The sequence below is a fragment of the Rhodococcus sp. JS3073 genome, from assembly GCF_026810085.1.
Classification (GTDB): domain Bacteria; phylum Actinomycetota; class Actinomycetes; order Mycobacteriales; family Mycobacteriaceae; genus Rhodococcus_F; species Rhodococcus_F wratislaviensis.
In genome coordinates, this window is the sequence record NZ_CP113951.1 from 3045125 (window position 1) to 3063492 (window position 18368).

19 protein-coding genes are annotated in these 18368 nt (G+C 67.8%); 14 read left to right on the forward strand and 5 right to left on the reverse strand.

All coding sequences use genetic code 11. The features are described from left to right. Positions 1–6 precede the first annotated feature (6 nt). Genes OYT95_RS13655 through OYT95_RS13685 form a run of 7 tightly spaced genes read left to right on the forward strand, consistent with a single transcriptional unit; the run spans position 7 to position 5347 of the window. Complete coding sequence (locus OYT95_RS13655) at positions 7–756, forward strand: HypC/HybG/HupF family hydrogenase formation chaperone (RefSeq protein WP_268791703.1); 750 nt, start codon at positions 7–9, stop codon at positions 754–756. Beyond that, the gene (locus OYT95_RS13660; RefSeq protein WP_011596981.1) at positions 753–1445 is read left to right on the forward strand and encodes a D-sedoheptulose-7-phosphate isomerase; all 693 of its coding nucleotides are present in this window, start codon (positions 753–755) and stop codon (positions 1443–1445) included. Before OYT95_RS13655 ends, OYT95_RS13660 begins: the two co-directional genes overlap by 4 nt. Further along, complete coding sequence (gene hypE / locus OYT95_RS13665; protein ID WP_037241762.1) at positions 1442–2542, forward strand: hydrogenase expression/formation protein HypE; 1101 nt, start codon at positions 1442–1444, stop codon at positions 2540–2542. Before OYT95_RS13660 ends, hypE begins: the two co-directional genes overlap by 4 nt. A 26-nt stretch (positions 2543–2568) precedes the next feature. After that, positions 2569–2841 carry a HypC/HybG/HupF family hydrogenase formation chaperone gene (locus OYT95_RS13670; RefSeq protein WP_005244643.1) on the forward strand — a complete coding sequence of 91 codons (273 nt, stop codon included), beginning with the start codon at positions 2569–2571 and terminating at the stop codon, positions 2839–2841. A 25-nt stretch (positions 2842–2866) separates the two neighbouring features. Then, positions 2867–3994: a hydrogenase formation protein HypD gene (gene hypD, locus OYT95_RS13675; RefSeq protein ID WP_005258643.1), complete on the forward strand. Its 1128-nt coding sequence runs from the start codon at positions 2867–2869 to the stop codon at positions 3992–3994. Between the two features lie 24 nt (positions 3995–4018). Continuing rightward, positions 4019–4810: a DUF6390 family protein gene (locus OYT95_RS13680; RefSeq protein WP_268792241.1), complete on the forward strand. Its 792-nt coding sequence runs from the start codon at positions 4019–4021 to the stop codon at positions 4808–4810. A gap of 36 nt (positions 4811–4846) precedes the next feature. After that, complete coding sequence (locus OYT95_RS13685) at positions 4847–5347, forward strand: hypothetical protein (RefSeq protein ID WP_268791704.1); 501 nt, start codon at positions 4847–4849, stop codon at positions 5345–5347. Positions 5348–5363: 16 nt separating this feature from the next. Here OYT95_RS13685 and OYT95_RS13690 read toward each other — a convergent pair whose 3' ends face one another. From OYT95_RS13690 to OYT95_RS13710, 5 genes are all read right to left on the reverse strand, one after another. Further along, positions 5364–6131 (reverse strand): DeoR/GlpR family DNA-binding transcription regulator, encoded by a 768-nt coding sequence (locus OYT95_RS13690; protein WP_037241767.1) that lies wholly within the window; start codon positions 6129–6131, stop codon positions 5364–5366. Between the two features lie 11 nt (positions 6132–6142). Further along, positions 6143–8371 carry a 4-hydroxythreonine-4-phosphate dehydrogenase PdxA gene (gene pdxA, locus OYT95_RS13695; RefSeq protein WP_268791705.1) on the reverse strand — a complete coding sequence of 743 codons (2229 nt, stop codon included), beginning with the start codon at positions 8369–8371 and terminating at the stop codon, positions 6143–6145. A gap of 76 nt (positions 8372–8447) precedes the next feature. After that, on the reverse strand, positions 8448–9137 hold the full coding sequence (locus tag OYT95_RS13700) for an SDR family NAD(P)-dependent oxidoreductase (RefSeq protein ID WP_268791706.1): 690 nt from the start codon (positions 9135–9137) through the stop codon (positions 8448–8450). After that, the gene (locus OYT95_RS13705; protein WP_268791707.1) at positions 9134–10360 is read right to left on the reverse strand and encodes a sialidase family protein; all 1227 of its coding nucleotides are present in this window, start codon (positions 10358–10360) and stop codon (positions 9134–9136) included. Before OYT95_RS13705 ends, OYT95_RS13700 begins: the two co-directional genes overlap by 4 nt. Positions 10361–10420: 60 nt before the next feature. Then, positions 10421–11995, reverse strand: coding sequence for an ABC transporter substrate-binding protein (locus OYT95_RS13710; RefSeq protein WP_112299689.1), 1575 nt, complete (start codon positions 11993–11995; stop codon positions 10421–10423). 289 nt (positions 11996–12284) lie between these two features. Here OYT95_RS13710 and OYT95_RS13715 point away from each other — a divergent pair, with 289 nt between their 5' ends. From OYT95_RS13715 to OYT95_RS13745, 7 genes are all read left to right on the forward strand, one after another. Further along, positions 12285–13331, forward strand: coding sequence for an ABC transporter permease (locus OYT95_RS13715; RefSeq protein WP_245973367.1), 1047 nt, complete (start codon positions 12285–12287; stop codon positions 13329–13331). After that, the gene (locus OYT95_RS13720) at positions 13328–14275 is read left to right on the forward strand and encodes an ABC transporter permease (protein WP_268791708.1); all 948 of its coding nucleotides are present in this window, start codon (positions 13328–13330) and stop codon (positions 14273–14275) included. Before OYT95_RS13715 ends, OYT95_RS13720 begins: the two co-directional genes overlap by 4 nt. 1 nt (position 14276) lies before the next feature. Further along, on the forward strand, positions 14277–15092 hold the full coding sequence (locus OYT95_RS13725) for an ABC transporter ATP-binding protein (protein ID WP_112299643.1): 816 nt from the start codon (positions 14277–14279) through the stop codon (positions 15090–15092). Next, on the forward strand, positions 15089–15946 hold the full coding sequence (locus tag OYT95_RS13730) for an ATP-binding cassette domain-containing protein (RefSeq protein ID WP_112299642.1): 858 nt from the start codon (positions 15089–15091) through the stop codon (positions 15944–15946). Before OYT95_RS13725 ends, OYT95_RS13730 begins: the two co-directional genes overlap by 4 nt. Beyond that, positions 15946–16902, forward strand: a complete 957-nt coding sequence (locus tag OYT95_RS13735) for an aldo/keto reductase (RefSeq protein WP_112299641.1) — start codon at positions 15946–15948, stop codon at positions 16900–16902. The genes OYT95_RS13730 and OYT95_RS13735 overlap by 1 nt, the downstream gene beginning before the upstream one ends. 14 nt (positions 16903–16916) lie before the next feature. After that, positions 16917–17684 carry an HpcH/HpaI aldolase family protein gene (locus tag OYT95_RS13740; protein ID WP_268791710.1) on the forward strand — a complete coding sequence of 256 codons (768 nt, stop codon included), beginning with the start codon at positions 16917–16919 and terminating at the stop codon, positions 17682–17684. An 83-nt stretch (positions 17685–17767) separates the two neighbouring features. Then, positions 17768–18343 (forward strand): hemerythrin domain-containing protein, encoded by a 576-nt coding sequence (locus OYT95_RS13745; protein WP_037241786.1) that lies wholly within the window; start codon positions 17768–17770, stop codon positions 18341–18343. Positions 18344–18368: the final 25 nt, after the last annotated feature.

Below are 18368 nucleotides of genomic sequence, written 5' to 3' on the forward strand. Positions count from 1 at the left end.
TAGTGAATGACCACCACCGCAGAGGCGGGCGGGCACCTTGTCGACACGGACCTGTCTGCGGATCTCGCTGCCGCAGCATTGTCACTCGCCCGCAGATTCCATGACGGCGCGACGCTCTGGGTGATCTCACCGCAGTGGGAGCCGCACGCCCATCACGTCGCCGTCGAATTCGTCCATCCCGTGATCATGGGCAAACGGGCGCTGCCGTCGGTGGCACTCGTCGAACCCGATCCGGTGGCGCAGGCACGGGTGGCGAGCAGGCCCGGCGACATCCTGCTGGCCGTGGCGTCGGCGAACGAGCCCGCCGTGGTCGACGCGATGCGCCGCGCGCCGGCGTGGGGCGCGATGGCGCTGTGGATCGGGGCAGGCCCCCGACCTCCGGCCGGTGCGGCGAACCACATCCTCTGGGTCGACTCGGAGGATCCGATGGTGCCGGCCACCGGGCGGTTCGTCCTCATGTATCACCTGCTGTGGGAACTCACCCATGTCTGCTTCGAGCACTCGGGACTGCTGAAGCCCGACGCCGAGGAGTGCGACGAGACGGTCTGCGTCACGTGCAGCGACGAGGGTCGTCTCGGCGAGGTGGTGATCGAGCCGGCCGAACCGCTGGGGCCCGCCCTGGTCCGCACGGCCGCGGGCGAGGAATGGGTGGACGTGAGCATCCTCGGCGACGTCCAGCCGAACGACCTCGTGCTGGTGCATGCGGGGGCCGCGATCACCCGACTCGACGACGCAGGTCAGGAGGCGAACCGATGACGACGCACGATTCGGAGAGCACCAGCTTCCTCTACCCGTTCATCGACTCGGAGGAAACCGACGCCCAGAGCCTCCTCGACGACCTCGCGGCGTCCGCGCGGGGGAAGGCCGCCGAGAGCGCTCGCCTGCAGAAGGAGTCCCTCGACGAGTACGGCGACGGACTGACCGCTGCCGGGATCGACATGGCCGACAGGTTCCGTCGCGGCGGCCGGCTCTACACGTTCGGCAACGGTGGCAGTTCTACCGACGCCGCCACGCTGGCATCGCTGTTCAGCCGTCCGGCGCGCGGGCGTCCGGTGGCGGCATGGTCGCTCGCCGCCGATCAGGCCGTGGTGACGGCGCTGGGCAACGACGTCGGCTTCGATCTGATCTTCAAGCGGCAGATCATCGCCCACGCCCGCGACCGCGACGTCGCCATCGCACTGTCGACGTCGGGCAACTCCGACGACCTGATGACCGCGCTCACCGAGGCGAAGCAGAGAGGCCTGCTGACCATCGGGTTCGCGGGGCACGAGGGCGGCCGGATGGCGGCGATGGCGTCCGCCGGCGAACTCGACTTCTGCTACACCGTCCACTCGCAGAGCATCCACCGGATCCAGGAGAGCCACGCGATGCTCGGGTACCGGCTGTGGTCGGTGGCCCAGGAACACATGACGCGGCCCGCTCCCAACTCCGTGGAGGCTTCATGAGCACCACCGAACCGGCCACCTCGGCGGAACGCGAAGACCGGGTCCTCGAGCGGATCGACAAGTTCCGGCAACGCCGGCCGCGGCTGCTGGACGAGGTGGTGACCCTCGCTCACGGTGCGGGCGGGAAGTCGTCGGCGGCCCTCGTCGACGCGGTGTTCGTCGAGGCGTTCCGCAACGAGGAACTGGAGCAACTCGGTGACGCGGCCGCGCTCACAATGCCCTCGGGTGAGCGGCTCGCGTTCTCCACCGACTCGTACGTGGTCCAGCCACTGCGTTTTCCCGGCGGTTCCATCGGGCATCTCGCGGTGCACGGGACCGTCAACGACCTCGCCGTGTCCGGTGCGCGCCCCCGGTGGTTGTCGGCGGCGTTCGTCATCGAGGAGGGTTTCCCGATCGCCGAACTGCGGGAGATCGTCGCCGACATGAGCGAGGCGGCCGTCCTGTCCGGAGTGCAGATCGTCACCGGCGACACCAAGGTCGTCGGCAAGGGCGCCGCCGACGGCGTCTACATCTCCACCGCCGGTGTCGGTGTCATCCCGGAGGGCAGGCGGCTGTCGGCCGATCTCGTGCGTGCGGGCGACAAGGTGCTGTTGTCGGGCACCATCGGCGAACACGGCATGGCGGTCATGCTCGCCCGCGGTGACCTGGCCATCGAGGCCGACATCGCCTCCGACACGGCCCCGGTGAACTCGCTGGTGGAGACGCTGCTGGACGCGGCCCCGTCCACGCGGTGGATGCGGGACGCCACCCGCGGCGGCGTCGGCACCGTGTGCAACGAACTCGCTCACGCCTGCCAGCTCGCCGTGATTGTGGACGAGCAGTCCCTGCCCATCGAGCCGCAGGTGCTGGGCGCCTGCGACATGCTCGGCATCGACCCGCTGTACGTCGCGAACGAGGGCAAGTTCGTCGCCATCGTCGCGGCGGACGAGGCGGATGCGGCCGTCGCGGCGATGCGAGCCCACCCGCGGGGAGCCGATGCCACCGTGGTCGGCGAGATCCTGGCCGAACCGCCGGGCATCGTCGCACTGCGAACCTCGTTCGGCGGCAGCCGGATCGTCGACATGCTCGTCGGCGACCCGCTTCCCCGAATCTGCTGAAGAACAGCCCGAGAAGGAGAACCACGATGTGTCTGGGGATACCCGGTCAGGTGGTCGACATCGTCGACGCCGAACAGCATCTGGCCAAGGTGGACGTGAACGGCGTCCAGAGAACGATCAGTGTGCGACTGCTCGCCGAAGAAGGTCTCGTCGTCGGTGACTGGGTGCTCGTGCACGTCGGTTTCGCGATGGCGAAGATCGACGAGATCGAGGCGCAGCTGACGTTGGATCAGGTGCAGAAGATGGGCGCCGACTACGTGAACGAGATCGACGCGTTCAACTCGTCCGAAATCGCGTGACAACAGCAAGAACGAGGTAACAGGGATGAAGTTCGTCGACGAATTCCGGGACCCGGCGGCGGCTCGCGCCCTGGTCAAATCCATCACCGAACTGGCCCGTGGCGACGAGTTCAAGTTCATGGAGGTGTGCGGCGGCCACACCCACACCATCTACCGGCACGGCATCGAGCATCTCCTGCCGGAGTCGGTCGAACTGGTGCACGGACCGGGATGTCCGGTGTGCGTCATCCCCATGGGCCGCGTCGACGACGCCATGTGGCTGGCCGAACAGCCCGGCGTCATCTTCACGACGTTCGGCGACATGATGCGGGTGCCCGGATCCAAGGGCAATCTCATCGAGGCCAAGGCCCGCGGCGCGGACGTCCGCTTCGTGTACTCGCCGCTGGACGCGCTCAAGGTGGCGCTCGACAATCCCGACCATCAGGTGGTGTTCTTCGCCGTCGGGTTCGAGACGACGGCTCCGTCCACCGCGGTGACGTTGGTGCGCGCGCGGGCGCTGGGCGTGAAGAACTTCAGTGTGTTCTGCAACCACGTCACGATCGTGCCGCCGATCAAGGCGATCCTCGAGTCGCCCGACCTGCGGTTGTCGGGCTTCCTCGGACCGGGCCACGTGTCCACCGTGGTGGGGTTGCGCCCGTACCGGTTCGTGTCCGAGGTGTACGGCAAACCGATGGTGGTCGCGGGTTTCGAGCCACTCGACATCCTCGCGTCGGTACACATGCTGCTTCAGCAGATCCGGGAGGGCCGCTGCGAGATCGAGAACCAGTACAAGCGGGTGGTGCGCGCGGAGGGCAACGTGCAGGCGCTGAAGCTGATGGCCGAGACGTTCGAACTGCGCCCGCACTTCGAGTGGCGCGGACTCGGTTTCATCTCGCAGAGCGCGCTCAAGGTCCACCGGAACTACGCCGAGTTCGACGCCGAGGAGAAGTTCTCGATGCCGGGCGTGCGGGTGGCGGATCCGAAGGCGTGCCAGTGCGGTGAGGTTCTCAAGGGCGTCATCAAACCGTGGGAATGCAAGGTTTTCGGGACGGCCTGCACTCCGGAGACGCCGATCGGCACGTGCATGGTGTCCCCCGAGGGTGCGTGCGCCGCGTACTACAACTTCGGCCGACTCCACCGCGAGACGGCCCAATTGCTGGGTCAGCGAGGCTGACCGGTGATGCGGCGCGAACACAGGATGCCGTCCGGGCACCGCGTGTTCGCGCAATATGCGCACGCCCCGAATGCCTTGGGCTACTGCGGCCCTCCCGGTTCGGAGCGACTGCAGGCGGTCGCGTGCGGTGCGGCGCCGGACACCGACGTGGTAGTGCTGGCGAAGCAGTTCAGCGGCGCCTGGCCGTACCAGGAGGTGATCGCCCAGCTCGCCGGAATCCCGGACCCCTTGGACGAGAGGGTCGTTCGAGCCTACTGGACCTCGGGCGAACTCTCCGACCGCATCGATCGGGCCGAGTTCGGCGCGGCACTGCTCGCCCGCCTCGCGTCTCAGGCCGGACACTACTGGAAGCACCTCACCGAGGACCTGCTCGGTGAGGCGGCGCCCACCCACAACTTTCACGTGTTCGGCGTGTACCCGTGGTCGCGGCTACTGGACACCGGAATGCCTCAGCCGCTGCAGGTTCTCGACTCGTGCCGCATCCGCTGGGGTGAGGTGGTCGGCATCGACACCGACCGTGCCGTCGTCCGATCCCGCCGTTTGTCCTGGGACGGCAGCCTGCTGTCCCTCGGGCCCGAACAGGACGACCCGGCCGACTACCGCGTTCCCGACGGAACTTTCGTGAACGACCTCACTGTGGGCGACCGGGTGGCGGTGCACTGGGATTTCGTGTGCGACCGTCTCGACCCGGATCGGGTGGACCGGTTGTGCGCGCAAACGGAATGGCAACTTGCACAGACCAATCAGCGCCTGTTTCGGCAAGCGACCTCGACCTCACGGAAACGGACCGGCACGAACGTTTCCCAGTTACCATGACTACAACTCACGGCCTGTGGCCGGATCGGAGCAGACATGAAGAAGATCCTGAACTCACTGTCCGAAGACGAGTTCGTCCTGATCCGCGAGACCAAGAAGGCACAGATGGCCGACTTGGACGAGGACAAGCTGATCAAATTGCACACCCGAGTTCGCCGTGCCCGCAACAAGCACGTCAAGCTGTACCGCCAGGAAGGCGCGGCGAAGGTCGCGGACAAGGGTGCGCGTGGGGCCGGTAAGGCGGCAAACACGCGCAATGCCGACAAGGTGGAGGTCTTCGAGGCAGCGCTGAGCAGGGTGAGCGGCCAATTGGCGACGGCAGCCCGCGCCAGCGCTCGGGACTTGAAGGACGCGCGACTCGCCCGCGCCCGCAGCGACGCCCCATCCTTCAGCGAGCTCGGCGACAGCGACGGAAAGGTCGCCTCGTCCGGCAAGGCACGCGTCGACGCCACCCGGAAATCCTCCGGCCGCAAGAAGTTCGAAGCATCCACTATCGCCGCAGGCGCACGACGGCAAGCGAAGAAGGACAAGCGGTAAGTCCCCGTCGCCCTCCTCAGACGCGCACGACCCGCATCCCTGCGGCTTCGAAAGGCGCCGTCTCCCCGGTCGCGGCCGAGCCGTCGGTGACGATCGTGGTTCCCGGCGGGATCGGTGCCCAGGCGTGGAAGGGGCGCTGCCCGAGCTTCGCCGCGTGCGCGAGCACGTACACCTCGTCGGCACGGGCGATCATGATCTCCTTGAGGCGCGTCTGTTCCAGTTCTGCTTCACAGATCCCCAGATCCGCGGTGACGGCGTCCGCGCCGAGAAACGCGCGATCGAAGGTGACGCGTTGGAGCGTGGCCTCGGCCAACGGCCCGACGAACCCCTGACTGAGGTGCCGGAGTGTTCCGCCGATGCACTCGACGCGCACGGAGTCCGCGTCGGCGAGCGATTCGAGGGCGGTCAGGCCCGCAGCGATGACGGTGATGTCGTCGATGTCGCGTAGAAACTCCCCCATCGCGCCCACGGTGGTGCCGGCGTCGAGAAGAATCGTCTCGCCCGGCCGAACCTGGTTGGCGGCCCATTCCGCGATCGCACGCTTCGCGTCGAATCCCTCGAGCGCGCGCTGGCGGAGTGACGATTCCTGCTGGGGGTCGAGGGCGATCGCCCCACCGTAGGTCCGGGCGATCAGACCCTGGGACGTGAGCTGGCTCAGGTCCCGCCGGATGGTGGAGGCGGTGACACCGAACTGCGCCGACAGGTCGTCGACACTCGCCAACCCGCTCGAGCGGGCCAGTCGCACGATCTCGGATCGGCGTGCTTCCGACTCGCGAACCGCCATGTTTCGTCCCCCTACTTCACAACCGCTGTGCTGGTTGCCAATTCGGCAGCCTGACGAAGAGCTTCGACCATACTACCGGCCTCCGCAATACCCTTGCCTGCGATATCGAAGGCGGTGCCGTGGTCGACGGAGGTCCGGATGACGGGCAGTCCCACCGTGATGTTGACCCCCGCCTCGATGCCGAGAACCTTGACCGGCCCGTGCCCCTGGTCGTGATACATCGCCACGATGAGGTCGTAGTCCCCGCGTCCCGCGAGGAAGAATGCGGTATCCGCAGGCAACGGACCGTGGACGTCGATGCCGTCCGCCTTCAGCACCTCGACCGCGGGAATGATCTTCTGTTCTTCTTCTCCGTAGCCGAACAGCCCGTGCTCCCCGGCGTGCGGGTTGATGCCGCAGACCCCGATCTTCGGCTCCGGGATTCCGGAGCGCACCAGCGCGTCGTGCCCGCGCCGGATCGTCCGCTCGACGAGTCCGGGTTCGATCTTCGCGACGGCGTCGAGCAGTCCGATGTGGGTGGTCACGTGGATCACCTTCAGCTTCGGCGTCGACAGCATCATCGACACCTCCTCGGTGCCGGTGAGGTGCGCGAGAAGTTCCGTGTGGCCCGGGAAGATGTGGCCGGCGGCATGCAGCGCCTCCTTGTTGAGCGGGGCCGTGCAGATGGCCTGCACCTCCCCGCGCACCGCGAGTTCGCTGGCGACGCGAATGTACTCGTACGCCGCGTGACCGGCGACCGGCGACAGTTCACCCCACGGCAGGTCGTCGGGAAGGAGGTCGAGATCGATGACGTTGACGCGCCCGGGTACCGACTGCGCGTCCGCGACCGACTCGACGGTCACGATGTCGACGTCGATGCCGAGCACATTCGCCGCGAGACGAAGCCGCTTCGCGTCACCGATGACGACCGGGGTGCACCAGGACCGGGTGGCCTCGTCCAGCAAGGCGGGAACGATCACCTCGGGGCCGATTCCGGCGCCGTCGCCCATGGTGACGGCGACGACGGGAAGGTTCGCGGTATCAGTTGACGCTGTCATGTGAGGTCCTCGCTGTGTGGGGGTGTGGGTGGGCGGCTGAGCGCCGCGCAGGTAGGCCGCGATCGCGGAGAGACTGGTCGGGTCGCCGAAGCTGCCGGGCCTCGTGACGACTCGCCGTCCGTCGGACGCCAGGGAGGCGACGGCGCCGTGGTGAACTTCGTGGACCGGTCGAAGCGACGTGATCCCCAGCGCGTCGACGACAGCGCGGGCCGTCTCACCGCCGGTGAGCACGAGGTCGGCTCGGCGGTCGTTCTGCAGGGCCGCGACCAGCCGTCCGAGCGCCGCCGACAACGCCCGGCCATTCGACGGCTCCACGGCGCCGGAGACCGTCACGACCGTAGGCCCGTCGTCGAGAACGTGCCGCAGTGGTGTCGTGTCCACATCGCCGCGGAGAAGTTGCGTCGCGTCGACCGGCACGTGCCGCACACCGTCGGCGACCAGCGACGCAACCTGTTGCACGGCAACGGGTTCTGCGGTCCCGACGACGATCAGGACGGATTCCGCCCGCCTGGCCGCCGTGGTGGGGACGTGCCGGAGCGGCAGCGTGCGTGCCACCGCCGCCGCGAGGGCGGAAGTCCCGACCAGTCGCACTCCGGGGATTGCCCGGCAGGCGTGGACGATCGAGTCGAGATCCTCGTCGGTCTCGAGGTCGCAGATCGCGATGGCTCCGGCGGACACCGCGCGGGCGAGCGACCGTTCGACACCGGGACCGCGGCGCACGCACTGCGTGGGACTGTCCGGAAAGAGACCGGCTATCGACTCCGGCGGCGGCGTGGATTCCGCCGACCACACCCCAGCCCGGTGGAGCGGCGTCGCTCCGACGTGCACGACGCCATGGCGAACGGTCCGGCCGAGTGCCGGCAGCCCTGCTGCGACGACCACCGGACCGGTGTCGGCGAGGATTCCCACCTCGGGCCCGATGTTTCCGCGGAGTAGTGAGTCGATCTTCTTCACCACGAGCGCATCGGACGGAACTCCGGCGAGCGCGTGTCGAACCGCGCGTGCCGCATCCTCCGGGCTCATCGACCGCGTATCGAGATCCGCGATGACGACTCCGCCCGGTTCATGAGTTTCGGCGGCGCCGAGAAGGAGCGATACGGGCGCACTCCGATGGAGGAACGCGCTCGCCACTTCAGCGGCACCGGACAGGTCGTCGGCGAGGACCGCGACGGTCGGATCGGATCCGATCGATTTCGGTCTCATGATGCCGCCTTCGCCGGAGAATCTGCGTGTTCCGTGCAGTCCATGGTAGCAGTTTTGCGCGTTACGCGCAGACCGTTCACAGGGATGCTCCCGCGCACTGCACGATGGCCTGACCCGTGATGCTCCCGCCGTACGGTCCCAGGAGGAATCCGATCAGTCCCGCCACCTCGTCGGGGGCAATGAAGCGACCGAGCGGTGGGACCCGCGGAGGCGTCGACGTGCGAGCCGGATCGTTCAGCATCGGGGTGTCCGTCGGACCAGGGGCAACCACGTTGACAGTGATCGCTCTGTCCACCAACTCCGCAGCCCAGGACCGCGACATTCCCACGAGTGCCGACTTGGTGGCGACGTACTGACTCTTGCCCGCCGCTCCGGACATCGTGCGGCTGCCGACCAGGACCACCCGGCCGCCGTTGCGCATCGACGGAGCGAGTGCATTGACGAGAACCTCCGCGGCTGCGACGTGAATCCGCCACATCTTCAGGCCGTCGTCGACCTGCAGTTTCCCGAGAGGTGCTGACGATTGCAGACCGGCCGCGTGCACGACGGCGTCCACCGAACCGGCCGCGGCCGCGTGCTCCGAGAGTGCGTCGAGGTCGCCGAGATCGACGGCCGTCCAGGAGAATCGGTCGTCGTCGATGCCGGGGGCGCGTCGGCTGAATCCGGTGACCGACCATCCGTCGCCGAGAAGCTGCCGGGCGGTGGCGGCGCCGATGCCGGAGCTGACCCCGGTCACGACCGCACGCTTCGAGTCGCCGTGCGTCACGACCGGCTCCCGTCGGCGACCCAGGCCTGATCGAGCTCGACGTACTCGATCGCCTGCCGGAACCGGGTGAACGCGACGTGCAGGCGGCCGTCGTTCCCGGCGGCGATGCTGGGGTACGAGTACTCGCGGTTCAGCCCGTCACGAGAATTGTTGGACAGGCAGTACCCGTCGCCGATCTCGATATCGCGGCGAACCGGCCACGTCCGGCCCCCGTCCTCGGACATCGCCAGCGTCATCGGGGCGCGGGGCGCACCCCAGAACGCGCTGCGACTGTCCCCGTCGTCGAGCGGCTCGAGCTCCGTGTCCGCCTGCTCGGGCACCCCGTCGGCGAGACCGTCGTCGTCGATCTCGTCGTACAGGGACGTCCGCCGCGCGGTGGCGTTCGCCGCGCTGGACTCGTTGAACACCAGGGCGAGACGGTCGCCCGGAAGCACGACGAACTGAACGGACGAGTTGTTGTTGGGAAGCTCGGTCGCCTCCGGCTGGGTCCAGGTATCGCCGTCGTCCGTCGAGACGCTGCGGTAGATCGAGTCCGCCCAGCGGCTGCGATAGAGGGCCACGAGGGTGCCGTCGGCGAGGCGGCCGATGTTCATGTGCACGCAGCCGACGCTGCCCGGCACAGTCACCTCACGCCAGGAGTCGCCGTGATCGTCGGAGATCATCACGCTGCTGTAGTCGCGATCGCCCACCCACTTCCGGCCCTCGATACGGACGCAGTGGAACACGGGGAGCAGAAGCCGCCCGGTCGGGAGCGCAACCACCGGCTGTCGCACGAACACACCGCCGGCGTCCGTCTCCGGCAGCAGCGTGTGCGCCTCGCCCCACGTTCGGCCGCCGTCGGCGGAGATGCGCCGCATGACACGTGCGGTGTCCTGGTTGCCGGCGTGCTGGGACGTCCACAGTAGCCACACGGTTTCCGTATTCGTCACGTGGAGAACAGGATTCTGTTCCGAACGAGTCGGATCGTCGGACAGCTGCACCGGCTCCGACCACGCGTCTGCATCCGGGGCGAGCCGGGAGAACCAGACGCTGATGTCCGGCACGCCCTCCTGGGTGCCCGCGAACCACACGCAACCGAGGGAGCCGTCCGGCAGGACGGTGAGATTCGCCGCGTGGTTCTGCACCTGCGGTGCGGGAAGCAGCGCGTCGCGTCGACCCGTCTCGACGTCACGGACGACGCCGTCGGTGGCTCGGGTATCGGTTGCGGGACTCGGTGTGGTCATCTGCGTCTCCAGTGCGTGGATAGGGGCGGGCGAGTTCTCGGGGCAGCGGTCACGTCACGTCTAGGCACGCAGCGCCGCGACACTGAGGTCATAGGAGTTCGTCGGGCGCAGCGCGACACCGTCGATCCGCGAGCGGCGCGCGAGAACCGCTTTCGGAACGAACGCCCACAGGCACGGGCACGTGTCCCAGATCTGGCGCTGCGCGTCCGCGAGGAGTTCGGCGCGCCGGACGGCGTCGGCCTCCTCCGAGGCCTGGGTGATGGTCCGGGTGATCTCGGGAAAGATGTATCCGTGGTAGGTATCCCGGGTCGCTTCCTTCTCCGCGGTGCCGGCGTACATGCCCTGCATGATGGTGAGGGCCAGTCCGGTCGGGCTCGGGAAGCCGTTGCCCAGCACGTCCCAGTCGCCGACCTTGCCCTGCCGCCACTGCGAGATGTCGCCGCCGGGTTCGAACTGCTGGAGAGTGGTTCGCACGCCGACCGCGGACAGCATCTGCAGCACCGACTCCATGATGTCGGTGTCGGCCGCGAACTCGCCCGTCTCCCAGATGATCTTCAACTCCAGATCCCGGATTCCGAGAGCGTCGAGTTCCCCGCGGGCGCGGGCCGGGTCGTAGCTGTACTCACCGGTCTCGACGGCACCGTCGAGAGTGAGGGGAATGACGCCGCGCGACTGGGTGGCGGAGCCCTGCAGAACCTGGTCGACGAGGGCCCGCCCGTCGATCGCATACGTCAGCGCCCTGCGCACCCGCGCGTCGGCCAGCGGGTGCCCCTGGGGTTTCCGGAAATTGAAGAAGAGCTGATTGAGCCGGACACCGTCGATCCGATCGATCGCGACACCCGACAGACCGGCGAGCTGGTCGGCCGCATCGGGGGTGATCGAGTCGATCACGTCGACCTCGCCGCTCCGCAAGGTCACGACACGGTTCGACTCGTCCGGAACGAAGCGGACACGCACCGATTCGATCTGTGCCGGTGTTCCCCAGTAGTTCTCGTTGCGCACCAGGGTGTAGTTTCCGGTGCCGCGGTCACTCTCCGTCACGACGTACGGTCCGGATCCCACGCCGGACTGCAGTTCCTCCGGCACGTTCGCGGCCGCCGGGGTGATGAGGATATTCGACATGAGGTAGTCGAGCACCGGGACCGGACGCTCGGTGTTCAGGGTGAAGCTGGTGTCGTCGATCTGGTCGACCGTCGGCCACTCGGGGAAGAACCCGCCGACGAATGACCCGTCCACCTGGCTGTACATCTGCAACGCTGTCGCGACATCCCGCACCTGCACCGGACTGCCGTCCGAATAGCGGATTCCGGGCCGCAGGTGCACGTACCACTGGGTGGGCGAGACGAGTTCGAACCGATCGGCCAGAACCAGCTGGGGCCGCAGGTTCCGGTCGATCTCGGTGAGGGCCTGCCGCACGCCGCGCTGCACGGTGAGTGCGGCATCGAACTGGTTCAGCTTGTTGTCGAGGCTCACGAGCGATCGGTTCAGGGCCAGGCTCACCGTCCTCGGTCCGGGGGTTCCCGTCGGTGTCGCGCATCCAGCGGCGGATCCGAGCGTGAGGCCGGCACCGAGGAGGAGACCCGACCGGAGCAGCGTTCTCCTCGAAAAACGCTGTTCGAAAAGAGAATTGGTCATCGTCGACCTCTCGGGACTAAGGGTGTGGGGCGCGGCGATCAGGCACGGCGCGAGATGGTTGATCATCACGCGATGTGATCGCCGGCACATCCGAACTCTACTCAGAGTTGCTTGAGATGCGCAAGATGGCGGGCAAGACTTGCGCACAACGCGCATTAGTGCGATTGTGAGCTGAGTTACACACGAAGCTGCTGTACCCGACACGCCGCGGTGTCGACACCTCCATCGCCGGCGTTATCGAAAGGTCGACGATGACCCCTCACGCAGACACCGAACGGCCGGTGACCTCATGACGCAGCACGCCGCCGACACGGCATTTGCAGCCCAGCCCGCCGGCTCGGCATCACCGGCGCCCCGCCGGACCCCGACCTCCCGTGTCCCGAGGGTCCTGACGGCGGCCATGCCCCGCTACGTCGCAAAACGCCTTGCACAGAGCGCGCTTGCCGTCTTCCTGACACTGACCACCGTGTTCGTCCTCATCCGGATGGCACCCGGCGACCCCGCCTACTCGATGGCCGGCCCGCTGGCCAGCACCGAGGACCTCGCCCGAATCAGGGCGGACATGGGTCTCGACCAGTCCGTGTTCACCCAGTACCTGCTGTATCTCCGCGGCCTTCTCCACCTCGATCTCGGCACCTCGTACTCGTTCCAGGCGCCCGCCTTCGACGTCGTCCTCGCTCGGCTGCCGTACACGATCACCCTGTCCGTCGCGGCGATCGTGCTCACCACACTGGTGGCCATCCCGCTCGGAGTGTGGATGGCGCGCCGCGCCGACACGAGGCGTGAACTCGGCGCCAACGTCGTCACGATCGCCGGTCAGTCCATGCCCGACTTCTGGACCGGACTGATGCTCATCACCGTGTTCGCGGTGCTGATCCCGATTTTTCCCGCGGCCGGATTCACGACCTGGTCCAGCCTGGTGCTGCCCACCGTGACGGTGGCCGTGCTGCAGATCGCCCTGATCTCCCGCATGGTCCGCCGCGAGATGGTCGGCGCGTTCTCCTCGCCGTACATGACCGTGGCCCGCTCGCGGGGCGTCCCGGAGCGCGAACTCATCTGGCGGTACGCCCTGCGGAATTCCGCGATCCCGGTTCTGACCGCTCTCGGTACCCGGTTCGCCTCGATGCTCAACGGCGTCGTCGTGGTCGAGGTCGTCTTCGCGTGGCCCGGCGTGGGATCGCTGGTCGTGCGTGCACTCGAGACGAGGGACTACCCCCTCATCCAGGCCACCGTCCTGGTGACCGCGGTTCTCGCCGTCCTCGTCCAGCTCCTCGTCGACCTCTGCTATCCGCTCCTCGACCCGCGCGTCCGACTCGGAAAGGGAACGACGAAATGACCACCGTCATCGATCCCCCGGCACAGGAGCGGCCGAGCGCCGTGACCACCCGGGACATCGCGCGGGCCGGTGCCACCCGGCGCGCCCGCGACAGCCGCGTGAAGATCTGGGTGGGCACCGTCTGCGCCCTCGCCGTCATCATGCCCGTCGCACTGGCGCAACTGCTTCCCCTGCCCTCTCCGGACGCCACCGACCTCGCCCAGCGGCGCCTGCCACCGCTGACGGACGGTCACCTCTTCGGAACCGACCAACTCGGCCGGGACCTCCTCTCCCGCGTCCTCTACGGCGGACAGGTGTCACTGACGATCGGAATTCTCGCGGTCGTCGTCTCCGGGCTGATCGGCCTGTGCTTCGGCGCACTCGCCGGCTACCTCGGCGGCTGGACGGACACGGTCGTGAGCAGGCTGCTCGAGGCCCAGCTGTCGCTGCCGCTCCTCATGATGCTGCTGCTCGTCGTCGCCCTGTTCGGCCCGTCGATCCCGGTCATCACGTTCGTCATCGCGATCGCCCAGTGGCCGGAGATCGCCCGGCTGACCCGCTCACTCGTCCTCGTCGAACGCGAGAAACCGTACGTGGCGGCCTCCCGGGTACTCGGACTCGGACGCACCGCCATCCTGTTGCGCCACGTGATCCCCAACATCATCAAGCAGGCATCCCTCGTCGTCCTGCTGCTGCTCGCGCAGGCCGTCCTCCTCGAGAGCGCACTGAGCTACCTCGGCGCCGGACCGCAACGCCCCTTCGCCACCTGGGGCCGGATCATCTCCGACGGCCAGGACTACATCACCACCTCGTGGTGGCTCGTGACCCTCCCCGGCCTCGTCATCGTGCTGCTCGTGATCGGCGTGAACCTGCTCGGCGACGGGCTCCGCGACCGCCCGGCACGGTCGCCCGGGAAGCGCCGTGGGCTCCTGCACCGGATCTCGTTGCGAAAGGAAGAGGTCTGACATGGGGAATCTCCTCAGAGTCGACGAACTGCAGATCGAACTCATCACCGCCCGGGGCGTCATCCGCGCAGTCGACGGCGTGTCCTTCTGTATCGACGCCGGCGAAACCGTGACCATCATCGGTGAGTCGGGGTCGGGTAAATCGACCACCGCGATGGGCCTCCTCGGTCTGCTGCCCGACGACCTCGCCGTCCTCTCGGGCGCGGTCCGGTTCAAGGACTGCGACATCCTCGGACAGAAGAAGGCTCTCGCGAAGGTCCGGGGACGGCACATCGCCCTGATCCCGCAGGATCCGATGACGGCACTGAGCCCGGTGCACACCATCGGGGCCCAGCTGCGGGAGGCGGTGCGCCACAGCGGCATCACCGGGAAGGCGAAGGAAACCGCGCGGGCCGTGGAACTGCTCGAGCAGGTGCGGATCCAGAATCCGGCGGGCCAACTCGGGAAGTACCCCCACCAGTTGTCCGGCGGCATGCTGCAGCGTGTACTGATCGCCTGCTCGCTCGCGTCGGGTCCCGAACTGATCGTCGCCGACGAACCCACCAGCGCCCTCGACGTGACCGTGCAGGCGAGCATCCTCGACCTGCTGCTCGAACTGCAGGAGCGCACGGGCGTCGGACTGCTCGTCATCACCCACGACCTCGGCGTCGCTCGGTTGATGTCGGACCGCATCTACGTCATGAAGGACGGCCGGTTCGTCGAGAACGGCGGGGCCGAAGACCTCGTCCTCCATCCTCGCAGCGCCTACACCAAGAAGCTGCTCGACGCCGTGCCGCGGCTCGGCGACTACACCACGACCGTAGGAGCATCGACATGAGCGCACCGCTGCTGTCCGTCGAAGATCTCGTCGTCGAATACCCCGTCCCCGACGGTGTGTTCCGCGCGGTCGACACCGTCAGCTTCTCCGTGGACAAGGGTGCGACGCTCGCCGTCGTCGGCGAGTCCGGGTGCGGGAAATCGACCATCGCGAAGGCGATCGTCCGGCTCCTCACGCCCACGTCCGGCCGCATCCTCGTGGGCGGTGCCGACATCGCGCAATTGTCGGAGAAGGCGCTGCGTCCCTTCCGGTCCCGCGTGCAGATGGTCTTCCAGGACCCGTACGGATCTCTGGACCCGCACTTGACCGCCGTCGACATCGTCGGCGAACCCCTCCGCCTCCAAGGCGTCCGGAGCAAGCCCGAGCGAGCGCGCAGGGCGGCGGCGTTGATCGATCAGGTCGGCCTGCCCGCCACGGCGCTCCACCGTCGACCCGCCGAGTTCTCCGGCGGTCAGCGGCAACGCATCGGTATCGCCCGGGCTCTGGCGAGCGGACCGGAACTCCTCGTGTGCGACGAGGCCACCAGCGCGCTCGACGTGTCGGTGCAGGCTCAGGTGCTCGACCTCCTCCGCGAGATCCAGCACGACACCGGTCTGACCTACGTCTTCATTTCCCACAACCTCGGCGTCGTCCGCGAGATCAGCGACACCGTGATCGTCATGTCGCGCGGGCAGGTGGTCGAAAGCGGTTCCACCACCGATGTTCTCGAACGTCCCGCCGAGCCGTACACCCAGGCCCTCCGCGCCGCCGCGCTCGATCCCACCACCATGGTCGGGATCAAACCCCGTCACATCGTCTCGCGCCCGCCCGGCGCAACCGAGGTTCCCCGAACCGTATCCCGAGGAGTAGCTTGATGCCCGAACTCGACCTGACCTCACTCGTTCTCGGCACGATGACGTTCGGGGACACCGTCGACTTCGACGGTGCCGCCGCAATGGTCGACGCCGCGCTCGACGCCGGCATCACCCACGTCGACACCGCCAACGGCTACGCCGGCGGAGAGTCCGAACGCATCCTCGCCCGACTGCTGGGCACGCGTCGCGACCGTGTCACCCTCGCCACCAAGGCGGGAATGCCCCACCCCGACGCGGGCGGCAACTCTCCGCTGTCTCCCGCGGGCCTCCGGGCGAGCGTCGAGGCGAGCCTGAAGCGACTGGACACCGACTACGTCGACCTGTTCTATCTCCATCAGCCCGACCGGGCCACCCCCCTCGCCGACACTCTCTCCACCGTCGCCGATCTCGTGTCGGAGGGCAAGATCCGCGCGCTCGGTGTCTCCAACTTCGCGGCCTGGCAGATCGCGGAACTGAACCACACGGCCGACGCCGTCGGCGCGCCCCGCCCGATCGTGGCCCAGCAGCTGTACAACCTCCTGGCCCGGCGGATCGAGGAGGAGTACGTCGAATTCGCCGCGGTCACCGGACTGATCACGATGGTCTACAACCCACTCGGCGGCGGTCTCCTCACCGGACGGCACTCGTTCGACGCCCAGCCGGCCGACGGCCGCTTCGGTGATTCGCGGTTGGCGCAGATGTACAAGGAGCGGTACTGGAACACCGCGATCTTCGATGCGATCACGCAGTTGTCCGTGATCGCCGACAAGGCCGGCATCCCGCTCACCGAACTGGCTCTGCGCTGGCTCGTGTCCAAGCCCGCGGCGGGCCCGATCCTCCTCGGCGGATCCAAGGTGGCACAACTGCAGTCGAACATCGCCGCCGTCGCGAAGGGCACACTCGACAACGAACTGATCGACGCGTGCGACGAAGTGGGCAGCGCCCTGCGCGGACCCATGCCCAACTACAACCGCTAGGAGACATCGCCCCCATGAGCGCCCAGGAATTCGCCGCCCGACTCCGCGGCCGGGAACGGATCGTCGGCTATTGGTCCGTGATCGACAGCCCGGTGTCGACGGAATGGCTCGCCCACGTCGGCTGGGATTACATCGCCCTCGACCTCCAGCACGGCCTGATCGGATACTCCGGCATGGTCGCGGGGCTCACCGCCATCGACGCCTCAGGCTCAACGGTCGGCATGATCCGGGTCGAGTCGAACGATCCGACACCGATCGGCCGGGCACTCGACGCCGGCGCGGCGGGAGTGATCGTTCCGCTGGTGAACACCGCCGAGGAAGCTGCCCAGGCCGTTGCGGCCGCGACCTACCCGCCTGCCGGCGTTCGCTCGTACGGGCCGATGCGCTCCCAACTGCGGATCGGCCCGAACCCGGCGGACGCCAACCGCGACACGGTCGTCGTCGTGATGATCGAGACACCGCAGGGACTGGCGAGCGTGGAAGAGATCTGCGCCGTCCCCGGACTCGACGGGGTCTACGTCGGGCCGTCCGATCTGCGCCTCGCCGTGGGTGGTGCGCACCCGAACGATCCGAGCGTGGACGACGAGTTCGAGGCGGCCCTGGTCCGCGTCCGGGAGGCTGCCGCGGCGGCAGGCATCGCGGCGGGCATCCACACCCCCGACGGTGCGGTGGCGGCTCGCCGACTCGCCGAGGGATACACGTTCGCGACCGTCGCGTCCGACCTCACCCATCTCAAAGCCGCCTCTGCCGCGCATCTCAAAGCCGCGACCGGGGAACGATAGGCGCTCCGCGCCCGGAACGGTGCCGACACGAGGAAGATTCTGAATTCCTTGCCCGAGGGAGAGATGCAACGAAGGATCGAATCATGCCTGACATCATCGAGTTGATCTTCGACGACCACGAGTGGTTCCGACGACAGTTCGCCGCACTGGACGAATTGAAGGCTCACCGCCGGGTGGATGTCACTGCCGTCGAGGCGGTGTGGACGCCGTTGGCGAAACGCCTCGATCTGCACGCCGCGGCCGAGGAGGAAATCTTCTATCCCCAGCTGCTGCGTGTCGGCGAAGACGCGGAGGCGGAGGCGGAAACCCTCGACGCGATCGGGGACCACAACGACATCCGCGACGGCGTCCGTGCGGCGGCGGGGTTTCCCGTCCTGTCCGCGGAGTGGTGGGCGGCCGTCGGCCGAACGCGCCGGGCCAACGACGAGCACATGGCCGAGGAGGAACGCGAGGGGCTGGCTGACTTCCGGACCGCCCCGGGGGATCTTCGCGAGTCGCTCGGGCGGCGCTTCGCCGAATACTTCCTCGTGCACCGTTCCACGAGGGATGTGGACACCTCGGACAAAGATCCGAGAGAGTACGTCCGGGAGATCGAAGAGGACCTCGACGAGGGTAGCAGCGCGGGATCACTGCGAATCGGAAGTTTGAAGGGCCAGTAGCAACGCACTCCCCACATCACAGACC

Excerpts from the sequence above, each read along its gene's own strand:
- OYT95_RS13655 (WP_268791703.1), top strand. The coding sequence starts at position 7 with ATGACCACCACCGCAGAGGCGGGCGGGCACCTTGTCGACACGGACCTG.
- OYT95_RS13725 (WP_112299643.1), top strand. The coding sequence starts at position 14,277 with ATGGGGAATCTCCTCAGAGTCGACGAACTGCAGATCGAACTCATCACC.
- OYT95_RS13710 (WP_112299689.1), bottom strand. The coding sequence starts at position 11,995 with ATGACCAATTCTCTTTTCGAACAGCGTTTTTCGAGGAGAACGCTGCTC.
- OYT95_RS13690 (WP_037241767.1), bottom strand. The coding sequence starts at position 6,131 with ATGGCGGTTCGCGAGTCGGAAGCACGCCGATCCGAGATCGTGCGACTG.
- hypD (WP_005258643.1), top strand. The coding sequence starts at position 2,867 with ATGAAGTTCGTCGACGAATTCCGGGACCCGGCGGCGGCTCGCGCCCTG.
- OYT95_RS13745 (WP_037241786.1), top strand. The coding sequence starts at position 17,768 with ATGCCTGACATCATCGAGTTGATCTTCGACGACCACGAGTGGTTCCGA.
- OYT95_RS13705 (WP_268791707.1), bottom strand. The coding sequence starts at position 10,360 with ATGACCACACCGAGTCCCGCAACCGATACCCGAGCCACCGACGGCGTC.
- OYT95_RS13660 (WP_011596981.1), top strand. The coding sequence starts at position 753 with ATGACGACGCACGATTCGGAGAGCACCAGCTTCCTCTACCCGTTCATC.
- OYT95_RS13715 (WP_245973367.1), top strand. The coding sequence starts at position 12,285 with ATGACGCAGCACGCCGCCGACACGGCATTTGCAGCCCAGCCCGCCGGC.
- OYT95_RS13685 (WP_268791704.1), top strand. The coding sequence starts at position 4,847 with ATGAAGAAGATCCTGAACTCACTGTCCGAAGACGAGTTCGTCCTGATC.
- OYT95_RS13740 (WP_268791710.1), top strand. The coding sequence starts at position 16,917 with ATGAGCGCCCAGGAATTCGCCGCCCGACTCCGCGGCCGGGAACGGATC.
- pdxA (WP_268791705.1), bottom strand. The coding sequence starts at position 8,371 with ATGAGACCGAAATCGATCGGATCCGATCCGACCGTCGCGGTCCTCGCC.
- OYT95_RS13680 (WP_268792241.1), top strand. The coding sequence starts at position 4,019 with ATGCCGTCCGGGCACCGCGTGTTCGCGCAATATGCGCACGCCCCGAAT.
- OYT95_RS13720 (WP_268791708.1), top strand. The coding sequence starts at position 13,328 with ATGACCACCGTCATCGATCCCCCGGCACAGGAGCGGCCGAGCGCCGTG.
- OYT95_RS13735 (WP_112299641.1), top strand. The coding sequence starts at position 15,946 with ATGCCCGAACTCGACCTGACCTCACTCGTTCTCGGCACGATGACGTTC.
- hypE (WP_037241762.1), top strand. The coding sequence starts at position 1,442 with ATGAGCACCACCGAACCGGCCACCTCGGCGGAACGCGAAGACCGGGTC.
- OYT95_RS13730 (WP_112299642.1), top strand. The coding sequence starts at position 15,089 with ATGAGCGCACCGCTGCTGTCCGTCGAAGATCTCGTCGTCGAATACCCC.
- OYT95_RS13670 (WP_005244643.1), top strand. The coding sequence starts at position 2,569 with ATGTGTCTGGGGATACCCGGTCAGGTGGTCGACATCGTCGACGCCGAA.